Annotated in this window: 20 protein-coding genes; 19 read left to right on the plus strand and 1 reads right to left on the minus strand. The window is 62.4% G+C overall.

Going from position 1 to position 25,017, the window contains the following annotated elements:
- Positions 1-61: 61 nt before the first annotated feature.
- Entirely contained in the window at positions 62-1,318 is a 1,257-nt protein-coding gene (gene icd / locus MnOB_RS11815) for an NADP-dependent isocitrate dehydrogenase (protein WP_077524420.1), read from the minus strand.
- A gap of 356 nt (positions 1,319-1,674) precedes the next feature.
- On the opposite strand from icd, the gene MnOB_RS11820 reads away from it, so the two are divergent.
- The 19 genes from MnOB_RS11820 to nuoH all read left to right on the plus strand — a co-directional run bounded on the left by MnOB_RS11820 (position 1,675) and on the right by nuoH (position 25,009).
- Positions 1,675-3,903 carry an NADP-dependent isocitrate dehydrogenase gene (locus MnOB_RS11820; RefSeq protein WP_077524421.1) on the plus strand — a complete coding sequence of 743 codons (2,229 nt, stop codon included), beginning with the start codon at positions 1,675-1,677 and terminating at the stop codon, positions 3,901-3,903.
- Positions 3,904-4,003: 100 nt separating this feature from the next.
- A complete protein-coding gene (locus MnOB_RS11825) occupies positions 4,004-4,447 on the plus strand; it encodes an NUDIX hydrolase (RefSeq protein WP_077524422.1) in 444 nt (147 codons plus the stop codon).
- Between the two features lie 151 nt (positions 4,448-4,598).
- Entirely contained in the window at positions 4,599-5,717 is a 1,119-nt protein-coding gene (gene mnmA, locus MnOB_RS11830; protein WP_077524423.1) for a tRNA 2-thiouridine(34) synthase MnmA, read from the plus strand.
- Complete coding sequence (gene hflD / locus MnOB_RS11835) at positions 5,714-6,334, plus strand: high frequency lysogenization protein HflD (protein WP_077524424.1); 621 nt, start codon at positions 5,714-5,716, stop codon at positions 6,332-6,334. The genes mnmA and hflD overlap by 4 nt, the downstream gene beginning before the upstream one ends.
- A gap of 108 nt (positions 6,335-6,442) precedes the next feature.
- Positions 6,443-7,813, plus strand: a complete 1,371-nt coding sequence (purB, locus tag MnOB_RS11840) for an adenylosuccinate lyase (RefSeq protein WP_077524425.1) — start codon at positions 6,443-6,445, stop codon at positions 7,811-7,813.
- Between the two features lie 60 nt (positions 7,814-7,873).
- Positions 7,874-9,040, plus strand: coding sequence for a ribosomal protein uL16 3-hydroxylase (locus tag MnOB_RS11845; protein WP_077524426.1), 1,167 nt, complete (start codon positions 7,874-7,876; stop codon positions 9,038-9,040).
- On the plus strand, positions 9,033-9,458 hold the full coding sequence (locus MnOB_RS11850; RefSeq protein ID WP_077524427.1) for a GNAT family N-acetyltransferase: 426 nt from the start codon (positions 9,033-9,035) through the stop codon (positions 9,456-9,458). Before MnOB_RS11845 ends, MnOB_RS11850 begins: the two co-directional genes overlap by 8 nt.
- Before the next feature lie 8 nt (positions 9,459-9,466).
- Entirely contained in the window at positions 9,467-10,096 is a 630-nt protein-coding gene (locus MnOB_RS11855; protein WP_077524428.1) for a DUF7931 domain-containing protein, read from the plus strand.
- Complete coding sequence (locus tag MnOB_RS11860; RefSeq protein ID WP_077524429.1) at positions 10,093-10,902, plus strand: secretin N-terminal domain-containing protein; 810 nt, start codon at positions 10,093-10,095, stop codon at positions 10,900-10,902. Before MnOB_RS11855 ends, MnOB_RS11860 begins: the two co-directional genes overlap by 4 nt.
- Before the next feature lie 509 nt (positions 10,903-11,411).
- Positions 11,412-13,007, plus strand: a complete 1,596-nt coding sequence (locus MnOB_RS11865) for an isocitrate lyase (RefSeq protein WP_077524430.1) — start codon at positions 11,412-11,414, stop codon at positions 13,005-13,007.
- Between the two features lie 223 nt (positions 13,008-13,230).
- Complete coding sequence (locus tag MnOB_RS11870; protein ID WP_077524431.1) at positions 13,231-13,830, plus strand: murein L,D-transpeptidase catalytic domain-containing protein; 600 nt, start codon at positions 13,231-13,233, stop codon at positions 13,828-13,830.
- A 110-nt stretch (positions 13,831-13,940) separates the two neighbouring features.
- On the plus strand, positions 13,941-15,935 hold the full coding sequence (locus tag MnOB_RS11875; protein ID WP_077524432.1) for a PhoX family protein: 1,995 nt from the start codon (positions 13,941-13,943) through the stop codon (positions 15,933-15,935).
- Between the two features lie 491 nt (positions 15,936-16,426).
- The gene (locus tag MnOB_RS11880; RefSeq protein ID WP_077524433.1) at positions 16,427-16,840 is read left to right on the plus strand and encodes an NADH-quinone oxidoreductase subunit A; all 414 of its coding nucleotides are present in this window, start codon (positions 16,427-16,429) and stop codon (positions 16,838-16,840) included.
- 10 nt (positions 16,841-16,850) lie between these two features.
- Complete coding sequence (locus MnOB_RS11885; protein ID WP_077524434.1) at positions 16,851-17,528, plus strand: NuoB/complex I 20 kDa subunit family protein; 678 nt, start codon at positions 16,851-16,853, stop codon at positions 17,526-17,528.
- A gap of 62 nt (positions 17,529-17,590) precedes the next feature.
- The gene (gene nuoC / locus MnOB_RS11890; RefSeq protein ID WP_077524435.1) at positions 17,591-19,372 is read left to right on the plus strand and encodes an NADH-quinone oxidoreductase subunit C/D; all 1,782 of its coding nucleotides are present in this window, start codon (positions 17,591-17,593) and stop codon (positions 19,370-19,372) included.
- Entirely contained in the window at positions 19,369-19,869 is a 501-nt protein-coding gene (nuoE, locus tag MnOB_RS11895; protein ID WP_107504067.1) for an NADH-quinone oxidoreductase subunit NuoE, read from the plus strand. The genes nuoC and nuoE overlap by 4 nt, the downstream gene beginning before the upstream one ends.
- Positions 19,866-21,212, plus strand: a complete 1,347-nt coding sequence (gene nuoF, locus MnOB_RS11900) for an NADH-quinone oxidoreductase subunit NuoF (protein WP_077524437.1) — start codon at positions 19,866-19,868, stop codon at positions 21,210-21,212. The genes nuoE and nuoF overlap by 4 nt, the downstream gene beginning before the upstream one ends.
- 99 nt (positions 21,213-21,311) lie before the next feature.
- Positions 21,312-24,020: an NADH-quinone oxidoreductase subunit NuoG gene (nuoG, locus tag MnOB_RS11905; RefSeq protein WP_077524438.1), complete on the plus strand. Its 2,709-nt coding sequence runs from the start codon at positions 21,312-21,314 to the stop codon at positions 24,018-24,020.
- A complete protein-coding gene (nuoH, locus tag MnOB_RS11910) occupies positions 24,017-25,009 on the plus strand; it encodes an NADH-quinone oxidoreductase subunit NuoH (protein WP_077524439.1) in 993 nt (330 codons plus the stop codon). Before nuoG ends, nuoH begins: the two co-directional genes overlap by 4 nt.
- Positions 25,010-25,017: the final 8 nt, after the last annotated feature.

Genomic DNA, 25,017 nt, shown 5'->3' on the forward strand with positions numbered 1-25,017 from the left:
GAGGTCTGGAGGTTAGCCTGATAGGTGTAAACCTATTTCAGGACTAGACACGCCGTCAGGCTCACATGTGAGCGATGATCGCGTCGCCGAACTCGGAGCAGGACAGCAACTTGGCGCCATCCATCAGACGTTCGAAGTCGTAAGTAACGGTCTTCGCCGCAATGGCTCCGTTGGTGCCATCGATGATCAGGTCGGCCGCTTCAGTCCAGCCCATGTGGCGCAGCATCATCTCCGCGGAAAGGATGACCGAGCCCGGGTTGACCTTGTCCTGACCCGCGTACTTCGGCGCGGTGCCGTGAGTGGCCTCGAACATGGCAACGGTGTCGGACAGGTTGGCGCCAGGGGCGATACCGATACCGCCCACCTCAGCAGCCAGGGCATCCGACAGGTAGTCGCCGTTCAGGTTCAGGGTGGCGATGACGTCGTACTCGGCCGGACGCAAGAGGATCTGCTGCAGCATGGCGTCGGCGATCACGTCCTTGACCACGACGTTCTTGCCGGTGCGCGGATTCTTCAACTGCATCCACGGGCCGCCATCCAGCAGCTCGGCACCGAATTCGTCACGGGCGATTTCGTAGCCCCACTCTTTGAAAGCACCTTCGGTGAACTTCATGATGTTGCCCTTGTGAACGATGGTCACGGAGCTGCGATCATTGTCCACGGCGTACTGCAGGGCCTTGCGCACCAGACGCTTGGTGCCATCCAGGGATACCGGCTTGATGCCGATGCCGCAGTTCTCGGTAAAGCGGATCTTCTTGACACCCATTTCCTCGGTGAGGAACTTGATGACCTTCTCGGCCTCGGGGCTGCCGGCTTTCCATTCGACGCCTGCATAGATGTCTTCGGAGTTCTCGCGGAAGATCACCATGTCAACGTCACCAGGCTTCTTCACCGGGCTCGGAACACCCTCGAACCAGCGAACCGGGCGCTGGCAAACGTAGAGGTCCAGCTCCTGGCGCAGGGCCACGTTGAGCGAGCGGATACCGCCACCGACCGGCGTGGTCAGCGGCCCCTTGATGGAAACGACGTAATCGCGAACGGCTTCCAGGGTTTCTTTCGGCAGCCAGGTGTCCTGGTCGTAGACCTGGGTCGCTTTCTCACCGGCATAGACTTCCATCCACGATATCTTGCGGGCACCGCTGTAGGCCTTGGCCACCGCGGCATCCACCACCTTGATCATGACAGGGCTGATATCAACGCCGATGCCGTCACCCTCGATGAACGGGATGATCGGGTTATTCGGTACATTCAGGGACATATCTGCATTGACGGTGATTTTGTCACCGACTGCCGGCACCTGGATCTTTTGGTATCCCATGCTGAGCTCCGTATTGTGGTTGAGAACGCTCTTGCAGCTCGTGAGCCTACTCCAGTTGGCCGGTCATCGACCATATCTTCCTTAGTCGAAACAGCCCCTCGCGTCAGCCCGCCTAAAGGAGTGATATACTGCGCGCCGTGACTTGACAGTCATCGGGGTCGAGCAGTCTGGGACCAGACTCACTGTCCTCGCAGCGGCCTAACCACCACCATGGCAAAGCCGTACAACGCTCTACTGGCGCTTCATTACCCCCGCGGCAAATCTCGACACAGCTCAACTTCGACATTGAGCGAATGTGCCTACCAATGCGCTTCGAGACTCTGTGCGCGCCCAGAAAAGAAGAGAGTTAAACGTTAATGTCCAACCGTCCGAAGATTACATACACCTTCACCGACGAAGCCCCTGCGCTCGCCACCTACTCGCTCCTCCCCATCGTCAAAGCCTTCGCCGCCTCGGCTGGCATCGATGTCGAGACCCGCGACATCTCTCTTTCAGGCCGTATCCTGGCCTCCTTCGCTGACAAGCTCCCCGCCGACAAGCGCATCGAAGACGATCTGGCCTACCTGGCAGTCCTGGCCACTTCGCCGGACGCCAACATCGTAAAACTTCCGAACATCAGCGCCTCGGTGCCGCAGCTCAAGGGCGCCATCGCCGAACTGCAGGCACTGGGCTATAGCATCCCGGACTTCCCGGAAGATCCGCAGACCGACGACGAAAAAGACACCCGCGCCCGCTACGCCAAGATCCTGGGCAGCGCCGTGAACCCGGTCCTGCGTGAAGGCAACTCCGACCGCCGCGCACCCGCCGCCGTCAAGGCCTACGCCCGCAAGCACCCACACTCCATGGGCAAATGGAGCATGGCCTCCCGCTCCCACGCCGATTACATGCGTGGCGGCGACTTCTTCTCCAGCGAGCAGTCCATCACCATGGCCAAGGCCGGTGACGTGCGCATCGAGTTCGTCGGCAAGGACGGCAAGGTCGAAGTCAAGAAACAGCTCCCCCTGCAGGACGGCGAAGTCCTCGACAGCATGTTCATGAGCTGCAAGAAACTGCGCACCTTCTTCGAGCAGACCCTGCAGGACTGCAAGGAAAGCGGCGTCATGTGGTCCCTGCACGTCAAGGCGACCATGATGAAGGTCTCCCACCCGATCGTGTTCGGCCACGCCGTCAGCGTTTACTACAAGGACGTGTTCGACAAATACGGCGAGCTGTTCAAGGAACTGGGCGTCAACCCGAACAACGGCATCAGCAGCGTCTACGACAAGATCAAAGTGCTGCCGGCTTCCCAGCAGGAAGAGATCCTCCACGACATCCACGAGGTGTACAGCCACCGTCCGGAAATGGCGATGGTCGACTCTGTGAAGGGCATCACCAACCTGCACATCCCGAGTGACGTGATCGTCGACGCCTCCATGCCGGCAATGATCCGCAACTCCGGCCAGATGTGGGGCAAGGATGGCAAGCAGAAAGACACCAAGGCGGTGATGCCGGAGAGCACCTACGCTCGCATCTACCAGGAAATGATCAACTTCTGCAAAACCAACGGCGCCTTCGACCCGACCACCATGGGCACCGTGCCGAACGTCGGCCTGATGGCCCAGAAGGCTGAAGAATACGGCTCCCACGACAAGACCTTCGAGATGACCGCCGACGGCACCATGCGCGTCGTGGCCGCCGATGGCACCGTGCTGATGCAGCACGAAGTGGAAGCTGGCGACATCTGGCGCGCCTGCCAGACCAAAGACGCCCCGATCCGTGACTGGGTGAAGCTGGCCGTGACTCGTGCTCGCCAGTCCAACACCCCGGCCATCTTCTGGCTGGACCCGGAGCGCGCCCACGACCGCGAACTGCGCAAGAAGGTCGAACTGTACCTGCAGGATTACGACCTGACCGGTCTGGACATCAGCATCAAGGGCTACAACGAAGCCATCCGTACCAGCATGGAGCGCCAACTGCGTGGCCAGGACACCATTTCGGTGACCGGCAACGTACTGCGCGACTACCTGACCGACCTGTTCCCGATCATGGAACTGGGCACCTCGGCCAAGATGCTGTCCATCGTTCCGCTGATGGCGGGCGGCGGCATGTACGAGACCGGCGCCGGCGGCTCGGCTCCGAAGCACGTGCAACAGCTGGTGGAAGAGAACTACCTGCGCTGGGATTCCCTCGGCGAGTTCCTGGCCCTGGCGGTCTCCCTGGAAGAAACCGGGATCAAGACCGGCAATGCCAAGGCCAAGCTGCTCGGCAAGGCACTGGACGAAGCCACCGGCAAACTGCTGGACAACAACAAGTCGCCGTCGCGCAAGGTTGGCGAGATCGACAACCGTGGCAGCCACTTCTACCTGGCGATGTACTGGGCCCAGTCCCTGGCCGCCCAGGACGAAGATAGTGAACTGAAGGCCCACTTCGCCCCGCTGGCGAAGGCTCTGACCGAGCAGGAAGCGACCATCGTCGCCGAACTGAACGGCGCCCAGGGCAAGGCTGTGGAAATCGGCGGCTACTACCGTTCGAACCCCGAACTGACCAGCCAGGTGATGCGACCCAGCAACACCTTCAACGCTGCGATCGACGGCCTGCTGGCTTAATCGCCCCCGCAGGAACAAAGAAACCCCGGGCCGAGCCCGGGGTTTCTTTTTTTCCAAGCCTGGCGCCCTATCATGTCGCCCTTTATCCGGAGCCATTCCAATGAGCTGGCAACCCCACATCACCGTCGCAACCGTGGTCGAAGACCAGGGCCGCTTCCTGCTCGTCGAGGAACTGGCTGAGGGTCGTGCCGTGTTCAATCAGCCCGCCGGCCACCTGGAGGCCGACGAGACCCTCCTAGAAGCAGCCGTTCGTGAAACCTTCGAGGAAACCGGCTGGGAGGTCGAGCTGACCGCGGTCACCGGCATCTATCTCTATACCGCCCCCAGCAATGGCGTGACCTACCAGCGCGTCTGCTTCGCCGCCAGGCCGCTGCGCCATCACCCGGACCAGCTACTGGATGACGGCATCATCGGCCCGCGCTGGCTGACCCGCGAAGAACTCCTGACCGAGAAGGATCGCTGGCGCAGCCATCTGGTCATGCGTTGCATCGACGACTACCTGGCAGGCGAGCGCTTCCCCCTGAGCCTCATCCGCGCGCAATGAAACCCTTGTAGGAGCGAGCTCTGCTCGCGAAGCTCTATCGCCCGCGCCATCGCGAGCAGAGCTCGCTCCTACGAAAGACAGGCCCGCCCATCTGATCATGAACCGGTTCTGATAGAATTCCGCTTTTGCGTAATAGCCAGTGCAGATTCCCATGCGTGATCCAGCCAATACCCGCGTCATAGTCGGCATGTCCGGCGGCGTCGACTCCTCGGTTTCCGCCCTCCTCCTGCTCGAACAGGGCTATCAGGTGGAAGGCCTGTTCATGAAGAACTGGGACGAAGACGACGGCACCGAGTACTGCACCGCCAAGGTAGACCTGGCCGATGCCCAGGCCGTCTGCGACCGCATTGGCATCAAGCTGCATACGGCCAACTTCGCCGCAGAGTATTGGGACCATGTGTTCGAGCACTTCCTTGAGGAATACAAGGCCGGCCGCACGCCCAATCCGGACATCCTCTGCAACCGCGAGATCAAGTTCAAAGCCTTCCTCGACTACGCCCTCTCCCTGGGCGCCGACCTGATCGCCACCGGCCATTACGTACGCCGCCGTGACATCGACGGACGCACCGAGCTGCTCAAGGGCCTGGACCCGAACAAGGACCAGAGCTACTTCCTCCACGCGGTTGGCGGCGAACAGATCGCCCGCACCCTGTTCCCCGTGGGTGAGCTGGAGAAGCCCGAAGTGCGCGCCATCGCCGAAAAATACGGCCTGGCCACCGCGCGCAAGAAGGACTCCACCGGTATCTGCTTCATCGGCGAGCGCCGCTTCACCGATTTCCTCAAGCAGTACCTGCCCGCACAACCGGGCAATATCGAAACCACCGAAGGCGACGTCATCGGCCGCCACCACGGCCTGATGTACCACACCATCGGCCAGCGCCAGGGCCTGGGCATCGGTGGCATGAAAGACGCTAGCGATGAGCCCTGGTATGTCCTCGCGAAGGACCTGTCACGTAACGTACTGATCGTCGGCCAGGGCAACGAGAACCCCTGGCTATACTCCCGCTCGCTGAACGTGTCGGAAATCTACTGGGTGAACCCCATCGACCTCAGCCAGCCGCGCCACCTCAAGGCCAAGGTGCGCTATCGCCAGAGCGACCAGCCCTGCACCCTGGAAGCAACTGCCGACGGTTACGTTGCGGTGTTCGACGAAGCCCAACGGGCCGTCACCCCGGGACAATCCGTGGTCTTCTATGACGGCGAAATCTGTCTCGGCGGCGGCGTGATCGAAAGCGCCGAGCCTTCGGATGCCGGGGTGAAACGCCCATGAACCAGACCCGTGAGCAACTGGTCGCCCTCGGCGCCGTCTTCGAAGCGGCCGCACTGGTGGACCGCATCGCCAAGACCGGCCAGATCAGCGAACCGCCGCTCGGCTGCATGCTCGGCAGCCTGCTGGTCCGAGATCCGAAAGACACGCTGGACGTCTACGGCGGTGACGACCTCAACCTGCGCGACGGCTACAAGGCCCTGGTCAGCGCCCTGGAGCGCGAGCCCTCCAGCCTGCAGCGCGAGCCCCTGCGTTACGCCCTGGCGCTTCTGACCCTGGAGCGCCAGCTGGCCAAGCGCGGCGATATGCTCGACGTGATCGGCACTCGCCTGGACCAGATCCAGCAGCAGGTGCAGCACTTCGGCCTGGTGCATGACAACGTCATCGCCGCTTGCGCCAGCCTCTACCAGGACACGCTGAGCACCTTCCGCCAGCGCATCCAGGTACACGGCGACATGCGCCACCTGCAGCAATCCAGCAACGCCGCGAAAATCCGCGCCCTCCTCCTCACCGGCATCCGCGCCGCACGCCTCTGGCGCCAGCTTGGCGGCAATCGCTGGCAACTGCTGTTCAGCCGCCGCAAGCTGCTCAACGAGCTTTACCCGCTCCTGCGCGGCTGACTTGCCTGCGCCATGTGTCGTCGACCATGGCGCTTGAGCACCGAGTTGGGCGAAAACCATGTATGATGTGCGCCCCTTTTCGTTGACCGATTGTCCGAGAACGCACTCATGCAGCTTTCCTCGCTCACCGCGGTTTCCCCCGTCGATGGCCGCTATGCCGGCAAAACCAGCGCCCTGCGCCCGATCTTCAGCGAATACGGCCTGATCCGTTTTCGCGTCCAGGTAGAGGTCCGCTGGCTGCAGCGCCTCGCCGCCCACGCCGGGATTCCGGAAGTCGCGCCCTTCTCCGCTGAAGCCAACGCCCTGCTCGACAAGCTGGCCGAAGACTTCCAGCTGGAGCACGCCGAGCGCATCAAGGAAATCGAGCGCACCACCAACCACGACGTGAAAGCCGTGGAGTACCTGCTCAAGGAGCAGGCCGCCAAGCTGCCCGAACTGGCCAAAGTCAGCGAGTTCATCCACTTCGCCTGCACCAGCGAGGACATCAACAACCTGTCCCACGCCTTGATGCTGCGTGAAGGCCGCGACCAGGTCGTGCTGCCGCTGATGCGCCAACTGGCCAACGCTATCCGCGATCTGGCCGTGCGCTTCGCAGACGTGCCGATGCTCTCCCGCACCCATGGCCAGCCGGCTTCGCCGACCACCCTCGGCAAGGAAATGGCCAACGTCGTGTACCGCCTGGAGCGCCAGATCGCCCAGGTAGCCGCCGTACCGCTGCTGGGCAAGATCAACGGCGCCGTGGGCAACTACAACGCCCACCTGTCCGCCTACCCGGACGTCGACTGGGAAGCCAACGCTCGCGAGTTCATCGAAGGCGACCTGGGCCTGACCTTCAACCCCTACACCACCCAGATCGAGCCGCACGACTACATCGCCGAGCTGTTCGACGCAGTCGCCCGCTTCAACACCATCCTCATCGACTTCGACCGCGACGTCTGGGGCTACATCTCGCTCGGCTACTTCAAGCAGAAGACCATCGCCGGCGAGATCGGCTCTTCGACCATGCCGCACAAGGTCAACCCGATCGACTTCGAGAACTCCGAAGGCAACCTGGGTATCGCCAACGCCCTGCTCCAGCACCTGGCCAGCAAACTGCCGATCTCCCGCTGGCAGCGTGACCTGACTGACTCCACCGTGCTGCGCAACCTCGGTGTCGGCTTCGCTCACAGCCTCATCGCGTACGAAGCAACCCTCAAGGGAATCAGCAAGTTGGAGCTGAATGCTCAACGCATTGCTGAAGACTTGGACGCCTGCTGGGAAGTCCTCGCCGAGCCGATCCAGACCGTGATGCGCCGCTACGCGATCGAAAATCCGTACGAGAAACTCAAGGAACTGACTCGCGGCAAGGGCATCAGCCCGGAAGCGCTGCAGACTTTCATCGATGGCCTGGATATTCCGGCCGAGGCCAAGGCCGAACTGCGCAAAATGACTCCCGCCAGCTACATCGGTAACGCCGTAGCCCAGGCCAAGCGCATCTGATCGGTTTTGAACCAGTGCACGCCCGGCTGTGCCGGGCGTTTTTATTTCAAAGGCTTAGACATGAATCCTGATACTCCTCTTCAACTTTTGGGCGGACTTACCGCGCGCGAATTCCTGCGCGATTACTGGCAACAGAAGCCGCTCCTGATCCGTCAGGCGATTCCCGGATTCGAAAGCCCCATTTCTCCCGACGAGCTCGCCGGCCTTTCCCTGGAAGAGGAAGTGGAGTCGCGCCTGGTACTTGAGCATGGCGAGCGTCCCTGGGAGCTGCGCCGTGGTCCGTTCGCCGAAGACACGTATCAGAACCTGCCCGAGCGCGACTGGACCCTGCTGGTCCAGGCCGTCGACCAGTTCGTTCCGGAAGTTGCCGAATTGCTGGAACACTTCCGTTTCCTGCCGAGCTGGCGCATCGATGACGTGATGATCAGCTATGCCGCACCCGGTGGTGGCGTAGGTCCGCACTTCGACAACTACGACGTGTTCCTGCTTCAGGGTCATGGTCGCCGCCACTGGAAGCTCGGCCAGATGTGCGACGCCGAAAGCGCCCTGCTGCCCCACGCAGACCTGCGCATCCTCGCCGACTTCCAGCAAAGCGAAGAATGGGTCCTTGAGCCCGGCGACATGCTCTACCTGCCCCCGCGCCTGGCGCATTTCGGCATCGCCGAAGACGACTGCATGACCTACTCCGTCGGCTTCCGTGCCCCAAGCGCCGCCGAAGTGCTGACCCACTTCACCGACTTCCTCGCCCAATTCATGCCGGACGAAGAACGCTACAGCGATGCAGGAACGGCTCCCACCAGCGATCCGCACGAAATCCAGCGCGACGCACTCGATCGCCTGAAGTCGCTGCTCAACGAGCACATGAGCGACGAGCGCCTGCTGCTCACCTGGTTCGGCCAGTTCATGACCGAGCCGCGCTACCCGGAACTGGTGGCTGGCGCCGAAGTAGAAGAAGAAGACTTCCTCGGCGCAATCGAAGATGGCGCGGTACTGATCCGCAACCCCAGCGCCCGCCTGGCCTGGTCCGAAGTCGACGTCGGCCTGGTGCTCTTTGCCAGCGGCCAGAGCCGCCTGCTGCCGGCCAGCCTGCGTGAACTGCTGAAGCTCATCTGCGCCGCCGAAGCGTTGCATCTGGACAATCTCGGCCAATGGCTGGCCGATGACGAGGGGCGTAAGCTTCTGCTGGAACTGGTCAAGCAAGGAAGTCTGGAGTTTGCCGATGAGTGAGATACACGTCCGCGTTGCCGACTGGCAGAAGGACAATGCCGACCTGCGCCGAATCCGTGAGGCTGTATTCATCGCCGAGCAGTCCGTCGCACCGGAACTGGAATGGGACACCGAAGATGCGGACGCCGTGCACTTTCTCGCCTTCGAGCGGGACTATGCTATCGGCACCGCCCGCCTGCTTCCTGATGGCCACATCGGCCGCGTTTCGGTGCTCAAGGACTGGCGCGGACTGAAGGTTGGCGATCGCCTGCTGCAGGCCGCCATCGCCGAAGCCGAACGTCGCGGCCTGAAGCGCCAGATGCTTTCCGCCCAGGTCCACGCCACAGCGTTCTATGAGCGCCACGGCTTCAGGATCGTCAGCAGCGAGTTCCTCGAAGCTGGCATCCCCCACGTGGACATGGTGCGCGAAAGCCAGTAGAGGCCAAGATGAACGAAAACGCCCCGGAAAGTACTGAGAACGAAGTCGAACTGCCGGCCATTGAGTTCCAGTCGCCGGGGCGTTTCAGTGTTCACAACCCCTCTTCGCTGCAAGCCGCAGCGCCCGAATGGGAACCCGCCCCGTTCAGCCTTGGCAGTCATGATCGCCTCGAACGCTTCAGCAATCCGGACGACGCCCGCGCCCACGCTTTAGCACTCATGCAGCAGGCGCGCCGCCGACTCTGCCTCTACACCCCGGACCTTGAGCCCTGGCTTTATCACAACAGCGCCATCCAGCAGGCCTGTACCCGCCTGCTGGTCAGCGATCCGAAATGCCAGCTGCGCATTCTCGTGCGCGACTTGAGCCGCGCAGTGAAAGAGGGCCATCGCCTGCTCAGCCTCAGACGGCGCATTTCCAGCAACTTCCAGATTCGCCGGATCAACCCCGATCACCCTTCGGAGGACCTGGCGTACCTGATAGCCGATGACCGCGGACTCCTCATTCGCCCCGAGCCCGAACAGTACGCCGGCTACGCCCTCTACAACGACCCCGGAAGGACCCGGCTGCAGCAGACCCGCTTCGACCAGGCCTGGGACCTGAGCATTACCGATGCCGATTTGCGGAGCTTCCTGATATGACCCCACGCGCCCTGCTCGCTGCACTCCTGCTGCTCATCTGTCTGCCACTGCAGGCGGCGACGGAGCTCATCCAGTTGCGCTATCGCACGGCGGATGAGCTGCTGCCGATGGCGCAGTCGGTGCTGGGCAATGAAGGACGCGTCAGCGCTTATGGCAACCAACTGATCGTCAACGCCGAACCGGCGAAGATCAACGAACTGCGCAACCTTCTCGACCAACTGGACACCCGCCCTCGCCGCCTGCTGATCAGCGTCGACACCAGCGACAGCAACTTCCAGAGTGACCGTGGCTATGCGGTCAATGGTTCGGCCAGCGTTGGCGGCGTCGATGTCCAGGCAGGGCGCGGCGAAGTCCATGGGCGTGACCAGGTGCGCATTATTCGCCGCAGTACCGACAGCCGTGGCGCGGGCGTGCAGCAAGTGCAGACCACCGAGGGCTACCCGGCGCTGATCCAGGTAGGCCAGAGCGTCCCCCTCACTACCACCAGCAGCGGCCCCTACGGCGAGATCTACAGCAACACCGAATACCGCAACGTGACCCGTGGTTTCTATGTCACCGCCACCCTCACCGGCGAGCTGGTGCACGTCAGCATTAGCAGCAACCGGGATCGCCTGAACAGCAGCCAGCCCGGGGTGATCGACGTGCAGAGCACCGACACCAAGGTCAGCGGACGCCTTGGCGAGTGGATCACCATCGGCGCCGTGAACGAGGATAGCCAGTCCGACCAGAGCGGCTTCCTGCGCCACCGCACCACCCAGGGTCGCGAAGACATGACCCTGCGCCTCAAGGTCGACGCGGTCGACTGACAGCCTCTTTTCAGACCACTCGGTCTCATCCGAAGGTCTTATGTAGTAGTCCAAAAAAAACACTACAAAACGATTGACGAACACTTGTTTGAAAGAGCAAGATGGCCTCGCTCCCGCTAGCCAGGGGCTCTGAAAAGGGCCTCCGGGTCGCGCTCCCAGCCAACCAGCCGAGCCGACCCGTGTTGTAACAGCCCATAAGGCAGTGCGACGAGGTTGCGACTGGAACGAGGTTGTCCTGAGGGACGGGGAAGCACCCGCAACAATCGCAAGATCGAAGGCAGTGCCCGGCAAATCGCCCAACGGTTTCCACGAACCGGCAAGTGATCGAAGAGCGCAAAACCACCCATCGATTTCGCGAGCGTCTGCAGTCAGTCACCCCTCCTCCAGCTACATCTCTCCAGTCGGTCCTTCGACGCGCTGCGGTGAGCAACCCGCAATAACCTTCAGAACGCAGGTTTTTGAGTGGGAAAGTCGGTGCTCAACCACATACACACTTTGAAGGATTGACCATGTCCGCTTATCAAAACGACATCAAGGCCATTGCCGCTCTGAAAGAAGCGAACGGTAACAGCTGGAGCGCTATCAACCCCGAGTCGGTTGCCCGCATGCGCGCCCAGAACCGCTTCAAGACCGGTCTGGATATCGCCAAGTACACCGCGGCCATCATGCGCAAGGACATGGCCGAGTACGATGCCGACGCTTCCGTCTACACCCAGTCCCTGGGCTGCTGGCACGGCTTCATCGGTCAGCAGAAGCTGATCTCCATCAAGAAGCACCTGAAGACCACCAACAAGCGCTACCTCTACCTGTCCGGCTGGATGGTTGCCGCGCTGCGTTCCGATTTTGGCCCGCTGCCCGACCAGTCCATGCACGAGAAGACTGCCGTTTCCGGCCTGATCGAAGAGCTCTACACCTTCCTGCGCCAGGCTGACGCCCGCGAACTGGACCTGCTGTTCACCGCGCTGGATGCCGCCCGCGCAGCTGGCGACAAGGTCAAGCAGGACGAAATCCAGGCTCAGATCGATGGCTACGAAACTCACGTAGTACCGATCATTGCCGACATCGACGCTGGTTTCGGTAACCCGGAAGCCACCTACCTGCTGGCCAAGAAAATGATCGAAGCCGGTGCCTGCTGCATCCAGATCGAGAACCAGGTTTCCGACGAGAAGCAGTGCGGCCACCAGGACGGCAAAGTGACCGTTCCGCACGAAGACTTCCTCGCCAAGATCAACGCTGTTCGCTACGCCTTCCTCGAGCTGGGTGTTGACGACGGTGTGATCGTTGCCCGTACCGACTCCCTGGGTGCCGGCCTGACCAAGCAGATCGCCGTGACCAAGCAACCGGGCGACCTGGGCGACCAGTACAACTCCTTCCTGGACTGCGACGAAATCAACGCATCCGACCTGCAGAACGGCGACGTGGTGATCAACCGCGGCGGCAAGCTGCTGCGTCCGAAGCGTCTGCCGAGCAACCTGTTCCAGTTCCGCAAGGGCACCGGCGAAGACCGCTGCGTCCTGGACTGCATCACCTCGCTGCAGAACGGCGCCGACCTGCTGTGGATCGAAACCGAGAAGCCCCACGTTGGCCAGATCAAAGGCATGGTTGACCGCATCCGTCAGGTCATCCCGAACGCCAAGCTGGTTTACAACAACAGCCCGTCCTTCAACTGGACCCTGAACTTCCGTCAGCAAGTGTTCGATGCGTTCGCTGCTGAAGGCAAAGATGTTTCCGCCTACGACCGCGCCAAGCTGATGAGCGTCGAGTACGACGAGACCGAGCTGGCCCAGGTTGCAGACGAGAAGATCCGCACCTTCCAACGCGACGGTTCGGCCCACGCCGGCATCTTCCACCACCTGATCACCCTGCCGACCTACCACACCGCGGCCCTGTCCACCGACAACCTGGCCAAAGGTTACTTCGCCGACCAGGGCATGCTGGCCTACGTGAAGGGTGTTCAGCGTCAGGAACTGCGTCAGGGCATCGCCTGCGTCAAGCACCAGAACATGGCTGGCTCCGACATCGGCGACAACCACAAAGAGTACTTCGCTGGCGAAGCGGCTCTGAAAGCGAGCGGTAAAGACAACACCATGAACCAGTTCCACTAAGAGGAACTGCCACCGGTCGACCACGCATCGACCGGACATGGCGAGTCAAAGAACCCCGGTGCTTGCACCGGGGTTTTTCTTTGGTGCGGCAATGTGAACTTCAGCCGAACGTATCGGCCAAAAAATCAAACGGAAGGACCCGGGAGCAGCGATCCGATCAACAAGAATTTGCCTCATCGCCCGGGCCGCATAGAATCGGCATACCCCCCTCGGAGAACTGGCCGTGCCGAGAGCCCTGCTACTGATCCTGCTACTGCTCTCCCCCGCCCTGCGCGCAGGCGACCTGGAGATACTGATCTCCCAGCCCTCCCTGGGCGACATTCTCGATGAATTGAAAAGCAGCCAGCACCCGCGCTTCGCGGTAGTCGACTACGGCCGCTCCTCCATGCTGCCACGCTTCTACCTTTTCGACAGCCGCAGTCACGCACTGCTCGGCAGCTTCCGCGTCGCCCACGGCAAAGGTTCGGACATGAACCATGACGGCAATGCCGACCACTTCTCCAATGACCCAGGCAGCCGCGCCACGTCCCTTGGCCTGTTCCGCACGGCTCAGGTATTCGACAGCGAAGAACCCGGTCACGGCCGATCGATGCGCCTGACAGGCCTCTCTCCAAGCAACAGCAACGCTGAAGAGCGCGCCATCGTCATCCATGCCAACGCCTACATGGAGGAAGACTTCATCCGCCAGCACGGCGTGCCAGGGAGGAGCTTCGGCTGCCTGGTCCTGTCCAACGCGGATCGCGATCGGGTGATCGAACAACTCGCAGGTGGCGCGCTGATCTTCGCCATCCAGCAGAAAGATCAGGCCATGGCGCACAACTGAAAGCGTGCGCCAATTCCCGCGCAACAGTATTTCCATCTCGCTGTAATCGTTCCGTCGCCTTCGACAATTAGCGTCAGATCTCCGTCGATTCGCCTGCGTGGAGACCCGCCTTGAACGAACACAACGACAACGCCGTGCTCTTTGGTAGCGGCGACGAACTACCCAGCAACACCTCCAACAACCCGCACATCAACGACCTGATCAGTGGCCTCAACCGCCGCCAGGTGCTGATCGGTGGCGCCGCCGCGAGCGCCCTGGCATTCCTTGGCGCAGCCCTTCCGGGTGACGCCATGGCTGCCGACTCACAAGCCAAGGGCTTCCCCTTCAAGCCGCGCTCGCGCCTGCCCTTCGATGCCATCCCCACCGGCCGCGCCGACACCATCACCGTACCGCCGGACTACAAGGCCACCCCCTTCATTCCGTGGGGCACGCCAATCACCGGCCGCTATCCGGCTTTCGCAGAGGATGCCAGCAACAGCGCCCTGGATCAGGCTGAGCAGATCGGCATGCACCATGACGGCATGCACTTCTTCCCCATCGACGCCCGTCGCGGTCCAGGCAAGCGTTCCGACCACGGCCTGCTGGTTCTCAACCACGAGTACATCGATGCCCCGTTGCTGCACCCCAATGGCCCAACCGTGGTCAGCGGCAAGCGCACCATCGCCGAAGAAGTCCGCAAAGAGATCAACGCCCACGGTGTTTCCGTGGTTGAAATCCGCCGCAATGTAAATGGCGAGTGGGAAGTGGTGCCGAGCCGCCGCAACCGCCGCATCACCGCCGCTACGCCGATGCAGATCACCGGGCCGGCCCGCGGCCACAAGCTGCTGCAAACCCGCTACAGCCCGCAGGGCACCGCCACTCGTGGCACCCAGAACAACTGCTCCAACGGCTTCACCCCCTGGGGCACCTACCTCACTTGCGAGGAGAACTGGGCTGGCTACTTCGCTACCCGCGACACCGGCTTGCCGCGCGAACTGCAGCGCTACGGCCTGCGCAGTAGCAGCCGCTTCGGTTGGGAAACCCTGCCGGGAGACGAATTCGAACGCTTCGACGCGACCCGCAAGACCGCCGACGCTACGGGCGACTACCGCAACGAGCCGAACCACTTCGGCTGGATAGTCGAAATCGATCCCTTCGACCCCGAATCTACCCCCGTCAAGCACACCGCCCTGGGGCGCTTCGCCCATGAAGGCCTGATCTTCGCCCCGGTGAAACCCGGCCGCCCGGTAGTCTGCTATTCGGGCGACGACTCGCAGAATGAGTACATCTACAAGTACGTCAGCCGCGACAAGTACCGCCCCGGCCAAGCCAACGGCCGCCTGCTGGACGAAGGCACCCTCTATGTCGGCCGTTTCAATGCCGATGGCAGCGGCGACTGGCTGCCCCTGGACATCAATGATCGCAACTTCCTCAAGGCCTGCCTGGCAGCGGGCGTCACCTTTGCCGACCAGGGCGAAGTGCTGATCAACACCCGCCTGGCCGCCGACGTCGTTGGCGCCACCCGCATGGACCGCCCGGAATGGGGCGCGGTGAATCCGGACAACGGCGAGGTGTACTTCACCCTCACCAACAACACCGCTCGCACCACTGCCGACGCCGCCAACCCGCGCCCGGCCAACGCCTACGGCCACATCATCCGCTGGCGCGAAAACAGTCGCGATCACGCCGGACGCCGCTTCGACTGGAACATTTTCCTGCTCGCCGGTCCCGAGGCGGACAGCCGCGGCCCGGATGGCAAGCCGCTGGGCGCGCAGAACATCCTGGCCAGCCCCGACGGGCTCTGGTTCGACGACGAAGGCCGTCTGTGGATCCAGACCGACATGAGTGGCAGCCAGCTCAGCACTGGCCCCTTCGGCAACAACCAGATGCTGGTGGCGGACCCGCGCAGCGGTGAGTTCAAGCGTTTCCTGGTCGGCCCCCTGGGCGCCGAAGTGACCGGCATAAGCGCGACACCCGACTTTCGCACCTTGTTCATCAACATCCAGCACCCTGGTGAAGGTTCTACCGCCACCAACCTGCTCAGCACCTGGCCAGACGGCCCGGGCAAGCGGCCGCGCTCCTCCACCGTGATCATCACGCGCGAAGACGGCCGTCGACTGCTCTGAATCCCCTCAAGGATTTCGGCCGGCTCATCTGGGCCGGCCTCTTTTTTCCTCTTTCGCAATTCAATATGAACAAAAACAAATGGAATTGTCGCAATTATGAAAACAGCTGGAAGAGCAACTTAGGAACGTTCACAGCATATTTTCCGAGACAATTTCCAAGTTCTCCGGAGCAACTCACGTGTAGTGATTAATTAACCACCAATCAAACGCTAATGACTATCATTTGCAAGCCAAAAGGTACCCTCGCTGCGACATAAGGCCGCAATCCGACCAAGGCCTAAGAAAACGCTGAAACACTGATGGATAGTGGCCTGCAGAGGAGCAGACGGTCAAAAATCCGGCTGCGCGGGCAATTTTTTGACGTGAAAAATTTACTTGCACACCCGGTCGGGCATAAAATTGTCCGAATCGATTGCCAGGGTCTCAAAGAAACCCGGCACTAAACCTATTAAACGCAAGTGAACGCCGTTCCTTGACTAAGGAGTTCCGGCATGTCGGAAGCTACTGCCATCATCTCCCACAACTGGGGTTTCGCTGTTTTCCTGTTGGGTGTCGTCGGCCTCTGTGCCTTCATGATCGGTGTCTCCAGCCTGCTCGGCAGCAAGGCCATCGGTCGTAGCAAGAACGACCCCTTCGAATCCGGCATGCTCCCCACCGGCACTGCCCGCCTCCGCCTTTCCGCAAAGTTCTATCTGGTCGCGATGCTCTTCGTGATCTTCGACGTCGAAGCCCTCTTTCTCTTCGCTTGGTCCGTTTCCGTCCGTGAAAGCGGTTGGGCCGGCTTTATCGAAGCAACCATTTTCATAGCAATTCTGTTGGCAGGTCTTGTCTACCTTTGGCGCATCGGGGCGCTCGATTGGGCTCCCGAAGGTCGTCGCAAGCGGCAGGCGAAGCTAAAACAATGAGGCTTTGGCAATGCAATACAAACTTACTCGGATCGATCCGGATGCCACTTACGAGCAGTATCCGATCGGCGAACGGGAGACCGTTTCCGACCCGCTGCTAGAAGATCAGGTGCACAAGAACATCTTCCTGGGCAAGCTCGAGGATGTTCTCAACGGAGCAGTCAACTGGGGTCGCAAGAACTCCCTGTGGCCGTACAACTTCGGCCTCTCCTGCTGCTACGTGGAAATGACCACTGCCTTCACCGCACCGCACGACATCGCGCGATTCGGTGCGGAGGTCATTCGTGCATCACCGCGCCAGGCGGATTTCATGGTTATCGCGGGTACCTGCTTCATCAAGATGGCACCGGTCATCCAGCGCCTCTATGAGCAGATGCTGGAGCCCAAGTGGGTGATCTCCATGGGTTCGTGCGCGAACTCCGGTGGCATGTACGATATTTACTCGGTCGTTCAGGGCGTGGACAAGTTCCTGCCTGTGGACGTCTACATTCCCGGCTGCCCGCCCCGTCCGGAGGCGTTCCTGCAAGGCCTGATGCTGCTGCAGGAATCCATCGGCCAGGAGCGCCGCCCGCTATCCTGGGTCGTGGGGGACCAAGGCGTCTATCGTGCCGACATGCCCTCCGAGCGAGAAAAGCGCCGCGAACAGCGTATTCAGGTCACCAACCTGCGCAGCCCCGACGAAGTCTGAGCCTGTTCTTCTCCGGAAGACCCCAGGCTCATTCTTTACGTTGACCGATAGCGACCGAGACCATGACTGCAGACACCGTTCTGTCTATTCCGCCTTACAAGGCTGACGACCAAGACGTCGTCGTAGAGCTCAATTCCCGCTTTGGCGCCGAAAGCCTGACCATCCAGTCGACCCGTACCGGCATGCCGGTGATCTGGGTCGCCCGTGACAAGCTGATCGACGTCCTCAAGTTCCTGCGCAATCTCCCGCGCCCCTACGTCATGCTGTACGACCTGCATGGCGTCGACGAGCGCCTGCGCACCCAGCGCCGCGGCCTGCCGAATGCCGATTTCACGGTGTTCTACCACCTCATGTCGCTGGAGCGTAATAGTGACGTGATGATCAAGGTGGCCTTGTCCGAGGGCGACCTCAACCTTCCTACCGTCACCGGTATCTGGCCGAACGCCAACTGGTACGAGCGCGAAGTCTGGGACATGTACGGCATCACCTTCGCCGGCCATCCGCACCTGTCGCGGATCATGATGCCCAACACCTGGGAAGGACACCCGCTGCGCAAGGACTACCCGGCGCGCGCCACCGAATTCGACCCTTTCAGCCTGACCCTGGCCAAGCACCAGCTTGAAGAAGAAGCTGCTCGCTTCCGCCCGGAAGACTGGGGCATGAAACGCCACGGCGAGAACGAGGACTACATGTTCCTCAACCTCGGCCCGAACCACCCCTCCGCCCACGGTGCCTTCCGCATCATCCTGCAGCTGGACGGCGAAGAGATCGTCGACTGCGTGCCGGAAGTCGGTTACCACCACCGCGGTGCCGAGAAAATGGCCGAGCGCCAGTCCTGGCACAGCTTCATTCCGTACACCGACCGTATCGACTACCTCGGTGGCGTGATGAACAACCTGCCGTACGTCCTCGCGGTCGAAAAGCTCGCCGGCATCAAGGTGCCGCAGCGCGTCGACTTCATCCGCGTGATGATGGCCGAGTTCTTCCGGATCACCAGCCACCTGCTGTTCCTGGGTACCTATATCCAGGACGTGGGCGCCATGACTCCGGTGTTCTTCACCTTCACCGACCGCCAGCGTGCCTACAAGGTGATCGAAGCCGTGACCGGTTTCCGCCTGCACCCGGCCTGGTACCGCATCGGTGGCGTCGCCCACGACCTGCCGCGCGGCTGGGATGGCCTGGTCAAGGAATTCGTCGAATGGCTGCCCAAACGCCTCGACGAGTACGAAAAGGCTGCCCTGAAGAACAGCATCCTGCGTGGCCGTACCGTCGGCGTCGCCCAGTACAACACCAAGGAAGCCCTCGAGTGGGGCGTCACCGGTGCTGGCCTGCGCTCCACCGGTTGCGACTTCGACCTGCGCAAGGCACGCCCCTACTCCGGTTACGAGAATTTCGAGTTCGAAGTGCCGCTGGCCCACAACGGTGACGCCTACGATCGCTGCATGGTCCGCGTCGAAGAGATGCGCCAGAGCATCCGCATCATCGACCAGTGCCTCAAGAACATGCCGGAAGGCCCGTACAAGGCGGACCACCCGCTGACCACGCCGCCGCCGAAAGAGCGCACGCTGCAGCACATCGAGACCCTGATCACCCACTTCCTGCAGGTTTCCTGGGGCCCGGTCATGCCGGCCAACGAAGCCTTCCAGATGATCGAGGCGACAAAGGGCATCAACAGCTACTACCTGACCAGCGACGGCAGCACCATGAGCTACCGCACCCGGATCCGGACGCCCAGCTTCCCCCACCTGCAGCAGATCCCTTCAGTGATCCGCGGCAGCATGGTGGCAGACCTGATCGCCTACCTGGGCAGTATCGACTTCGTAATGGCTGACGTGGACCGCTGATCATGAGCACCCTTATCCAGACCGACCGTTTCGTACTCAGCGAAACCGAGCGCTCGGCCATCGAGCACGAAATGCATCACTACGAGGACCCGCGTGCGGCGTCCATCGAAGCCCTGAAGATCGTCCAGAAAGAGCGTGGCTGGGTGCCGGATGGCGCCGCTGACGCCATCGGCGCGATCCTCGGCATTCCCGCCAGCGATGTCGAAGGCGTGGCTACCTTCTATAGCCAGATCTTCCGCCAGCCGGTTGGCCGCCACGTCATCCGCGTGTGCGACAGCATGACCTGCTACGTCGGCGGCCATGAGTCCGTCGTTGCCGAAATGCAGAAGCAGCTCGGCATCGGCCTTGGCCAGACCACCACCGACAGCCGCTTCACGCTGCTGCCGGTCTGCTGCCTCGGCAACTGCGACAAGGCCCCGGCCGTGATGATCGACGACGACACCTTCGGCGACGTACAACCTGATGGCGTTGCCAAGCTGCTGGAGGCCTACCAATGAAGACGCTCACCTCCATTGGCCCGGCCAACCGCATCGCCCGCAGCGAAGAATCCCATCCGTTGACCTGGCGCCTGCGCGAAGACGCGCAGCCGGTATGGCTCGACGAATACCAGCAGAAAAACGGCTACGCCGCTGCTCGCAAGGCCCTGACCGAGATGGCCCAGGCCGACATCGTTCAGCAGGTCAAGGACTCCGGCCTCAAGGGTCGTGGCGGTGCGGGCTTCCCCACCGGCGTGAAGTGGGGCCTGATGCCGGCCGACGAATCCATGAACATCCGCTACCTGCTGTGCAACGCGGACGAAATGGAGCCCAACACCTGGAAGGACCGCATGCTGATGGAGCAGCTGCCGCACCTGCTGGTGGAAGGCATGCTGATTTCCGCGCGCGCCCTCAAGGCCTATCGCGGCTACATCTTCCTGCGCGGTGAGTACGTCGACGCGGCGCGCAACCTCAATCGCGCCATCGATGAAGCCAAGGCCGCCGGCCTGCTGGGCAAGAACATCCTCGGCAGCGGTTTCGATTTCGAGCTGTTCGTCCACACCGGCGCAGGTCGCTACATCTGTGGTGAAGAGACCGCCCTGATCAACTCGCTGGAAGGCCGTCGCGCCAACCCGCGTTCCAAGCCGCCCTTCCCTGCCGCCGTCGGCGTCTGGGGCAAGCCAACCTGCGTCAACAACGTCGAGACCCTGTGCAACGTGCCAGCGATCGTCGCCAACGGCGTGGACTGGTACAAGACCCTCGCCCGCCCGGGCAGCGAAGACATGGGTACCAAGCTCATGGGCTTCTCCGGCAAGGTGAAGAACCCCGGCCTCTGGGAACTGCCCTTCGGCGTTCCTGCTCGCGAGCTGTTCGAGGACTACGCTGGTGGGATGCGTGACGGCTTCAAGCTGAAAGCCTGGCAGCCCGGCGGCGCCGGTACCGGCTTCCTGCTCCCCGAGCACCTGGATGCGCCCATGTACGCCGCAGGCATCGCCAAGGTGGGCACCCGTATGGGTACCGGCCTGGCACTGGCCGTGGACGACAGCATCAACATGGTCTCCCTGCTCCGTAACATGGAAGAGTTCTTCGCTCGCGAGTCGTGCGGCTGGTGCACACCCTGCCGCGACGGCCTGCCCTGGAGCGTCAAGGTCCTCCGTGCCCTGGAACGCGGCGAAGGCCAGGCGGGTGACCTGGAGACACTGGAGCAGCTCGTCAGCTTCCTCGGCCCAGGTAAGACCTTCTGCGCCCACGCACCGGGCGCCGTCGAGCCACTGGGCAGTGCGATGAAGTATTTCCGTCCGGAGTTCGAGGCAGGCATCGCCAGCCAGATTCCGGCAGCGCGACCGATTCCCGTCGGCGCCTGAGGCAGAGAATAAGCGCAGCGGCGGCCGCAAGACCGGCCCCGCGCGCACGCAGATTCCATTAGCCAAAGCCCGGTCACACGGGCAGATGAAGACTGAACCATGGCCACTATCCACGTAGACGGCAAGACGCTCGAAGTCGATGGTGCAGACAACCTCTTGCAGGCCTGTCTGTCCCTCGGACTCGACATCCCCTACTTCTGCTGGCACCCGGCGCTCGGTAGCGTCGGCGCCTGCCGCCAGTGCGCGGTCAAGCAGTACACCGACGAGAACGACAAGCGTGGTCGCCTCGTCATGTCCTGCATGACCCCCGCCACCGATAACAGCTGGATTTCCATCGACGACGAAGAGGCCAAGCAGTTCCGCGCCAGCGTCGTCGAATGGCTGATGACCAACCACCCGCACGACTGCCCGGTGTGCGAAGAAGGCGGTCACTGCCACCTGCAGGACATGACGGTAATGACTGGCCACAACGCCCGTCGCTACCGCTTTACCAAGCGTACCCACCAGAACCAGGAGCTCGGCCCGTTCATCGCTCACGAGATGAACCGCTGCATCGCCTGCTATCGCTGCGTGCGCTACTACAAGGACTACGCTGGCGGCACCGACCTCGGCGTCTACGGCGCCCACGACAACGTCTACTTCGGCCGCGTCGAAGACGGCGTGCTGGAGAGCGAGTTCTCCGGCAACCTGGTCGAGGTCTGCCCGACCGGCGTGTTCACCGACAAGACCCACTCCGAGCGCTACAACCGCAAGTGGGACATGCAGTTCGCCCCGAGCATCTGCCAAGGCTGCTCCAGTGGCTGCAACATCAGCCCCGGCGAACGCTACGGCGAGATTCGCCGCATCGAGAACCGCTTCAACGGCTCGGTGAACCAGTACTTCCTGTGCGACCGTGGCCGCTTCGGCTATGGCTACGTCAACCGCGAAGACCGTCCGCGCCAGCCTCTGCTGGGCAACCAGCGACTGGGCCTGGACGCAGCGCTGGACAAGGCTGCCGAGCTGCTGAAAGGCAAGCGCGTCATCGGTATCGGTTCGCCGCGCGCCAGCCTCGAAGGCAACTTCGCCCTCCGTGAACTGGTCGGCGCCGAGAACTACTACACCGGCATCGCCGCCAGTGAACTGGCCAACCTGCGCCTGATTCGCGAGATCCTGCAGAACGGCCCACTGCCAGTGCCGACGCTGCGCGAGGTCGAGAAGCACGACGCGATCTTCGTCCTCGGCGAAGACCTGACCCAGACTGCAGCCCGCATGGCCCTGGCCCTGCGTCAGGCGGTCAAAGGCAAGGCCACCGAAATCGCCGCCTCGATGAAGATCCAGGATTGGCACATGGCCGCCGTGCAAAACGTCGCCCAGGACGCGCTGAACCCGCTGTTCATCGCCAGCGTCGCCGCCACTCGCCTGGATGACATCGCCGCGGAAAGCGTTCATGCCGCACCGGCCGACCTCGCCCGCATCGGTTTCGCCGTGGCCCACGCCATCGACCCGAGTGCCCCGGCCGTGGAAGGCCTGGAAGACGAAGCCTCCGAGCTGGTCAAGCGCATCGCCGATGCCCTGATCAATGCCAAGCGTCCGCTGGTTATCTCCGGCGCTTCCCTGGGCGAAAAGGCCCTGATCGAAGCCGCCGCGAACATTGCCAGCGCACTGAAGAACCGTGAAAAGAACGGTTCCATCAGCCTCGTGGTGCCGGAAGCCAACAGCATGGGCCTCGCCCTGTTCGGTGGCGAATCCGTCGACGCTGCCCTCGAAGCCCTGACCGCCGGCAAGGCCGATGCCGTCGTCGTTCTCGAGAACGACCTGTACCGCCGCGCCGACGCCGCCAAGGTCGATGCCGCCCTGGCAGCAGCCAAGGTCGTGATCGTTGCCGACCACCAGCACACCGCTACGGTCGAGCGCGCCCACCTGGTGCTGCCGGCTGCCAGCTTCGCCGAAGGCGATGGCACCCTGGTCAGCCTGGAAGGCCGCGCCCAGCGCTTCTTCCAGGTCTTCGACCCAACCTACTACGACGCCAACATCCTCGTTCGCGAAGGCTGGCGCTGGCTGCATGCACTGCACAGCACCCTGCTGGGCAAGACCGTCGACTGGACCCAGCTGGACCAGGTGACTTCCGCCTGTGCCGACAGCAGCCCGTTGCTGGCTGGCATCCGCGATGCCGCGCCGACTGCCTCCTTCCGCATCAAGGGCATGAAGCTCGCTCGCGAGCCGCACCGCTACAGCGGTCGTACCGCCATGCGCGCCAACATCAGCGTGCACGAGCCGCGTCAGCCCCAGGACAAGGACTCCGCCTTCGCCTTCTCCATGGAAGGCTATGCCGGCACCAAGGAAGATCGTCAGCAGATTCCGTTCGCCTGGTCTCCGGGCTGGAACTCCCCGCAGGCCTGGAACAAGTTCCAGGACGAAGTCGGTGGCCACCTGCGCGCTGGCGACCCGGGCGTGCGCCTGATCGAGGCCAAGGGCCAGGCCCTGCCCTGGTACAGCATCAACGCTGCCTTCAACCCGGCCCAGGGCACCTGGCAGGCGGTGCCGCTGCACCACCTGTTCGGCAGCGAGGAGAACAGCTCCCGCGCCGCGCCGGTGCAAGAGCGCATCCCGCAGCCTTACGTGGCCCTGGCCAAGGACGAAGCTGACCGCCTCGGCGTCAACGACGGTGCCCTGCTCGCCCTGACTGTCAACGGCCAGACCCTGCGTCTGCCGCTGGCCATCAAGGAAGAAATGGGCATCGGCCTGATCGGCCTGCCTGCCGGTCTGCCGGGCATCCCGGCCGTCTTCGCCGGTGCCATCGTCACTGCCGTACAGGAGTCCGCGCAATGAGCTGGCTGACGCCCGAACTGATCGACATCGTCGTCACTGTCCTCAAGTCCATCGTCATCCTGCTCGGTGTGGTCGTGACCGGTGCGCTGCTCTCCTGGGTGGAACGTCGTCTGCTCGGCCTGTGGCAGGACCGCTACGGTCCGAACCGCGTAGGTCCGTTCGGCGCTTTCCAGCTCGGCGCCGACATGATCAAGATGTTCTTCAAGGAAGACTGGACTCCGCCGTTCGCTGACAAACTGATCTTCACCCTGGCGCCCATCATCGCGATGAGCGCCCTGCTGATCGCGTTTGCCGTGGTCCCGGTCACCCCCACCTGGGGCGTGGCCGACCTGAACATCGGCGTGCTGTTCTTCTTCGCCATGGCGGGCATCGCGGTGTACGCAGTGCTCTTCGCCGGCTGGTCGAGCAATAACAAGTTCGCCCTGCTCGGCAGCCTGCGCGCCTCGGCCCAGACCATCTCCTACGAGGTGTTCCTGGCCCTGTCGCTGATGGGCATCGTGGCGCAGGTGGGTTCCTTCAACATGCGCGACATCGTTGAATACCAGGCCCAGCACCTGTGGTTCATCATTCCGCAGTTCTTCGGCTTCTGTACCTTCTTCATCGCTGGCGTCGCCGTGACCCACCGTCACCCGTTCGACCAGCCGGAAGCGGAACAGGAACTGGCCGACGGTTACCACATCGAATACGCCGGCATGAAATGGGGCATGTTCTTCGTGGGCGAGTACATCGGCATCGTGCTGATCTCCGCCCTGCTCGTGACCCTGTTCTTCGGCGGCTGGCACGGCCCGTTCGGCATCCTTCCGCAGATCCCCTTCATCTGGTTCGCACTGAAGACCGGCTTCTTCATCATGCTGTTCATCCTGCTGCGCGCATCCATCCCGCGCCCGCGCTATGACCAGGTGATGGCCTTCAGCTGGAAGGTGTGCCTGCCGCTGACCCTGATCAACCTGCTGGTGACCGGCGCCCTGGTGCTGGCCTCGGCCCAGTAAGGAGTAAT

Source organism: Metapseudomonas resinovorans, assembly GCF_002003485.1.
GTDB classification, from domain to species: domain Bacteria; phylum Pseudomonadota; class Gammaproteobacteria; order Pseudomonadales; family Pseudomonadaceae; genus Metapseudomonas; species Metapseudomonas resinovorans_D.

Bases quoted from the DNA above. Each gene is read 5' to 3' on its own strand.
- MnOB_RS11860 (WP_077524429.1), top strand. From the start codon at position 10,093: ATGACCCCACGCGCCCTGCTCGCTGCACTCCTGCTGCTCATCTGTCTG.
- MnOB_RS11825 (WP_077524422.1), top strand. From the start codon at position 4,004: ATGAGCTGGCAACCCCACATCACCGTCGCAACCGTGGTCGAAGACCAG.
- MnOB_RS11820 (WP_077524421.1), top strand. From the start codon at position 1,675: ATGTCCAACCGTCCGAAGATTACATACACCTTCACCGACGAAGCCCCT.
- MnOB_RS11865 (WP_077524430.1), top strand. From the start codon at position 11,412: ATGTCCGCTTATCAAAACGACATCAAGGCCATTGCCGCTCTGAAAGAA.
- MnOB_RS11885 (WP_077524434.1), top strand. From the start codon at position 16,851: ATGCAATACAAACTTACTCGGATCGATCCGGATGCCACTTACGAGCAG.
- MnOB_RS11850 (WP_077524427.1), top strand. From the start codon at position 9,033: ATGAGTGAGATACACGTCCGCGTTGCCGACTGGCAGAAGGACAATGCC.
- MnOB_RS11880 (WP_077524433.1), top strand. From the start codon at position 16,427: ATGTCGGAAGCTACTGCCATCATCTCCCACAACTGGGGTTTCGCTGTT.
- nuoF (WP_077524437.1), top strand. From the start codon at position 19,866: ATGAAGACGCTCACCTCCATTGGCCCGGCCAACCGCATCGCCCGCAGC.
- purB (WP_077524425.1), top strand. From the start codon at position 6,443: ATGCAGCTTTCCTCGCTCACCGCGGTTTCCCCCGTCGATGGCCGCTAT.
- nuoH (WP_077524439.1), top strand. From the start codon at position 24,017: ATGAGCTGGCTGACGCCCGAACTGATCGACATCGTCGTCACTGTCCTC.
- MnOB_RS11855 (WP_077524428.1), top strand. From the start codon at position 9,467: ATGAACGAAAACGCCCCGGAAAGTACTGAGAACGAAGTCGAACTGCCG.
- nuoG (WP_077524438.1), top strand. From the start codon at position 21,312: ATGGCCACTATCCACGTAGACGGCAAGACGCTCGAAGTCGATGGTGCA.
- hflD (WP_077524424.1), top strand. From the start codon at position 5,714: ATGAACCAGACCCGTGAGCAACTGGTCGCCCTCGGCGCCGTCTTCGAA.
- MnOB_RS11845 (WP_077524426.1), top strand. From the start codon at position 7,874: ATGAATCCTGATACTCCTCTTCAACTTTTGGGCGGACTTACCGCGCGC.
- nuoC (WP_077524435.1), top strand. From the start codon at position 17,591: ATGACTGCAGACACCGTTCTGTCTATTCCGCCTTACAAGGCTGACGAC.
- mnmA (WP_077524423.1), top strand. From the start codon at position 4,599: ATGCGTGATCCAGCCAATACCCGCGTCATAGTCGGCATGTCCGGCGGC.
- icd (WP_077524420.1), bottom strand. From the start codon at position 1,318: ATGGGATACCAAAAGATCCAGGTGCCGGCAGTCGGTGACAAAATCACC.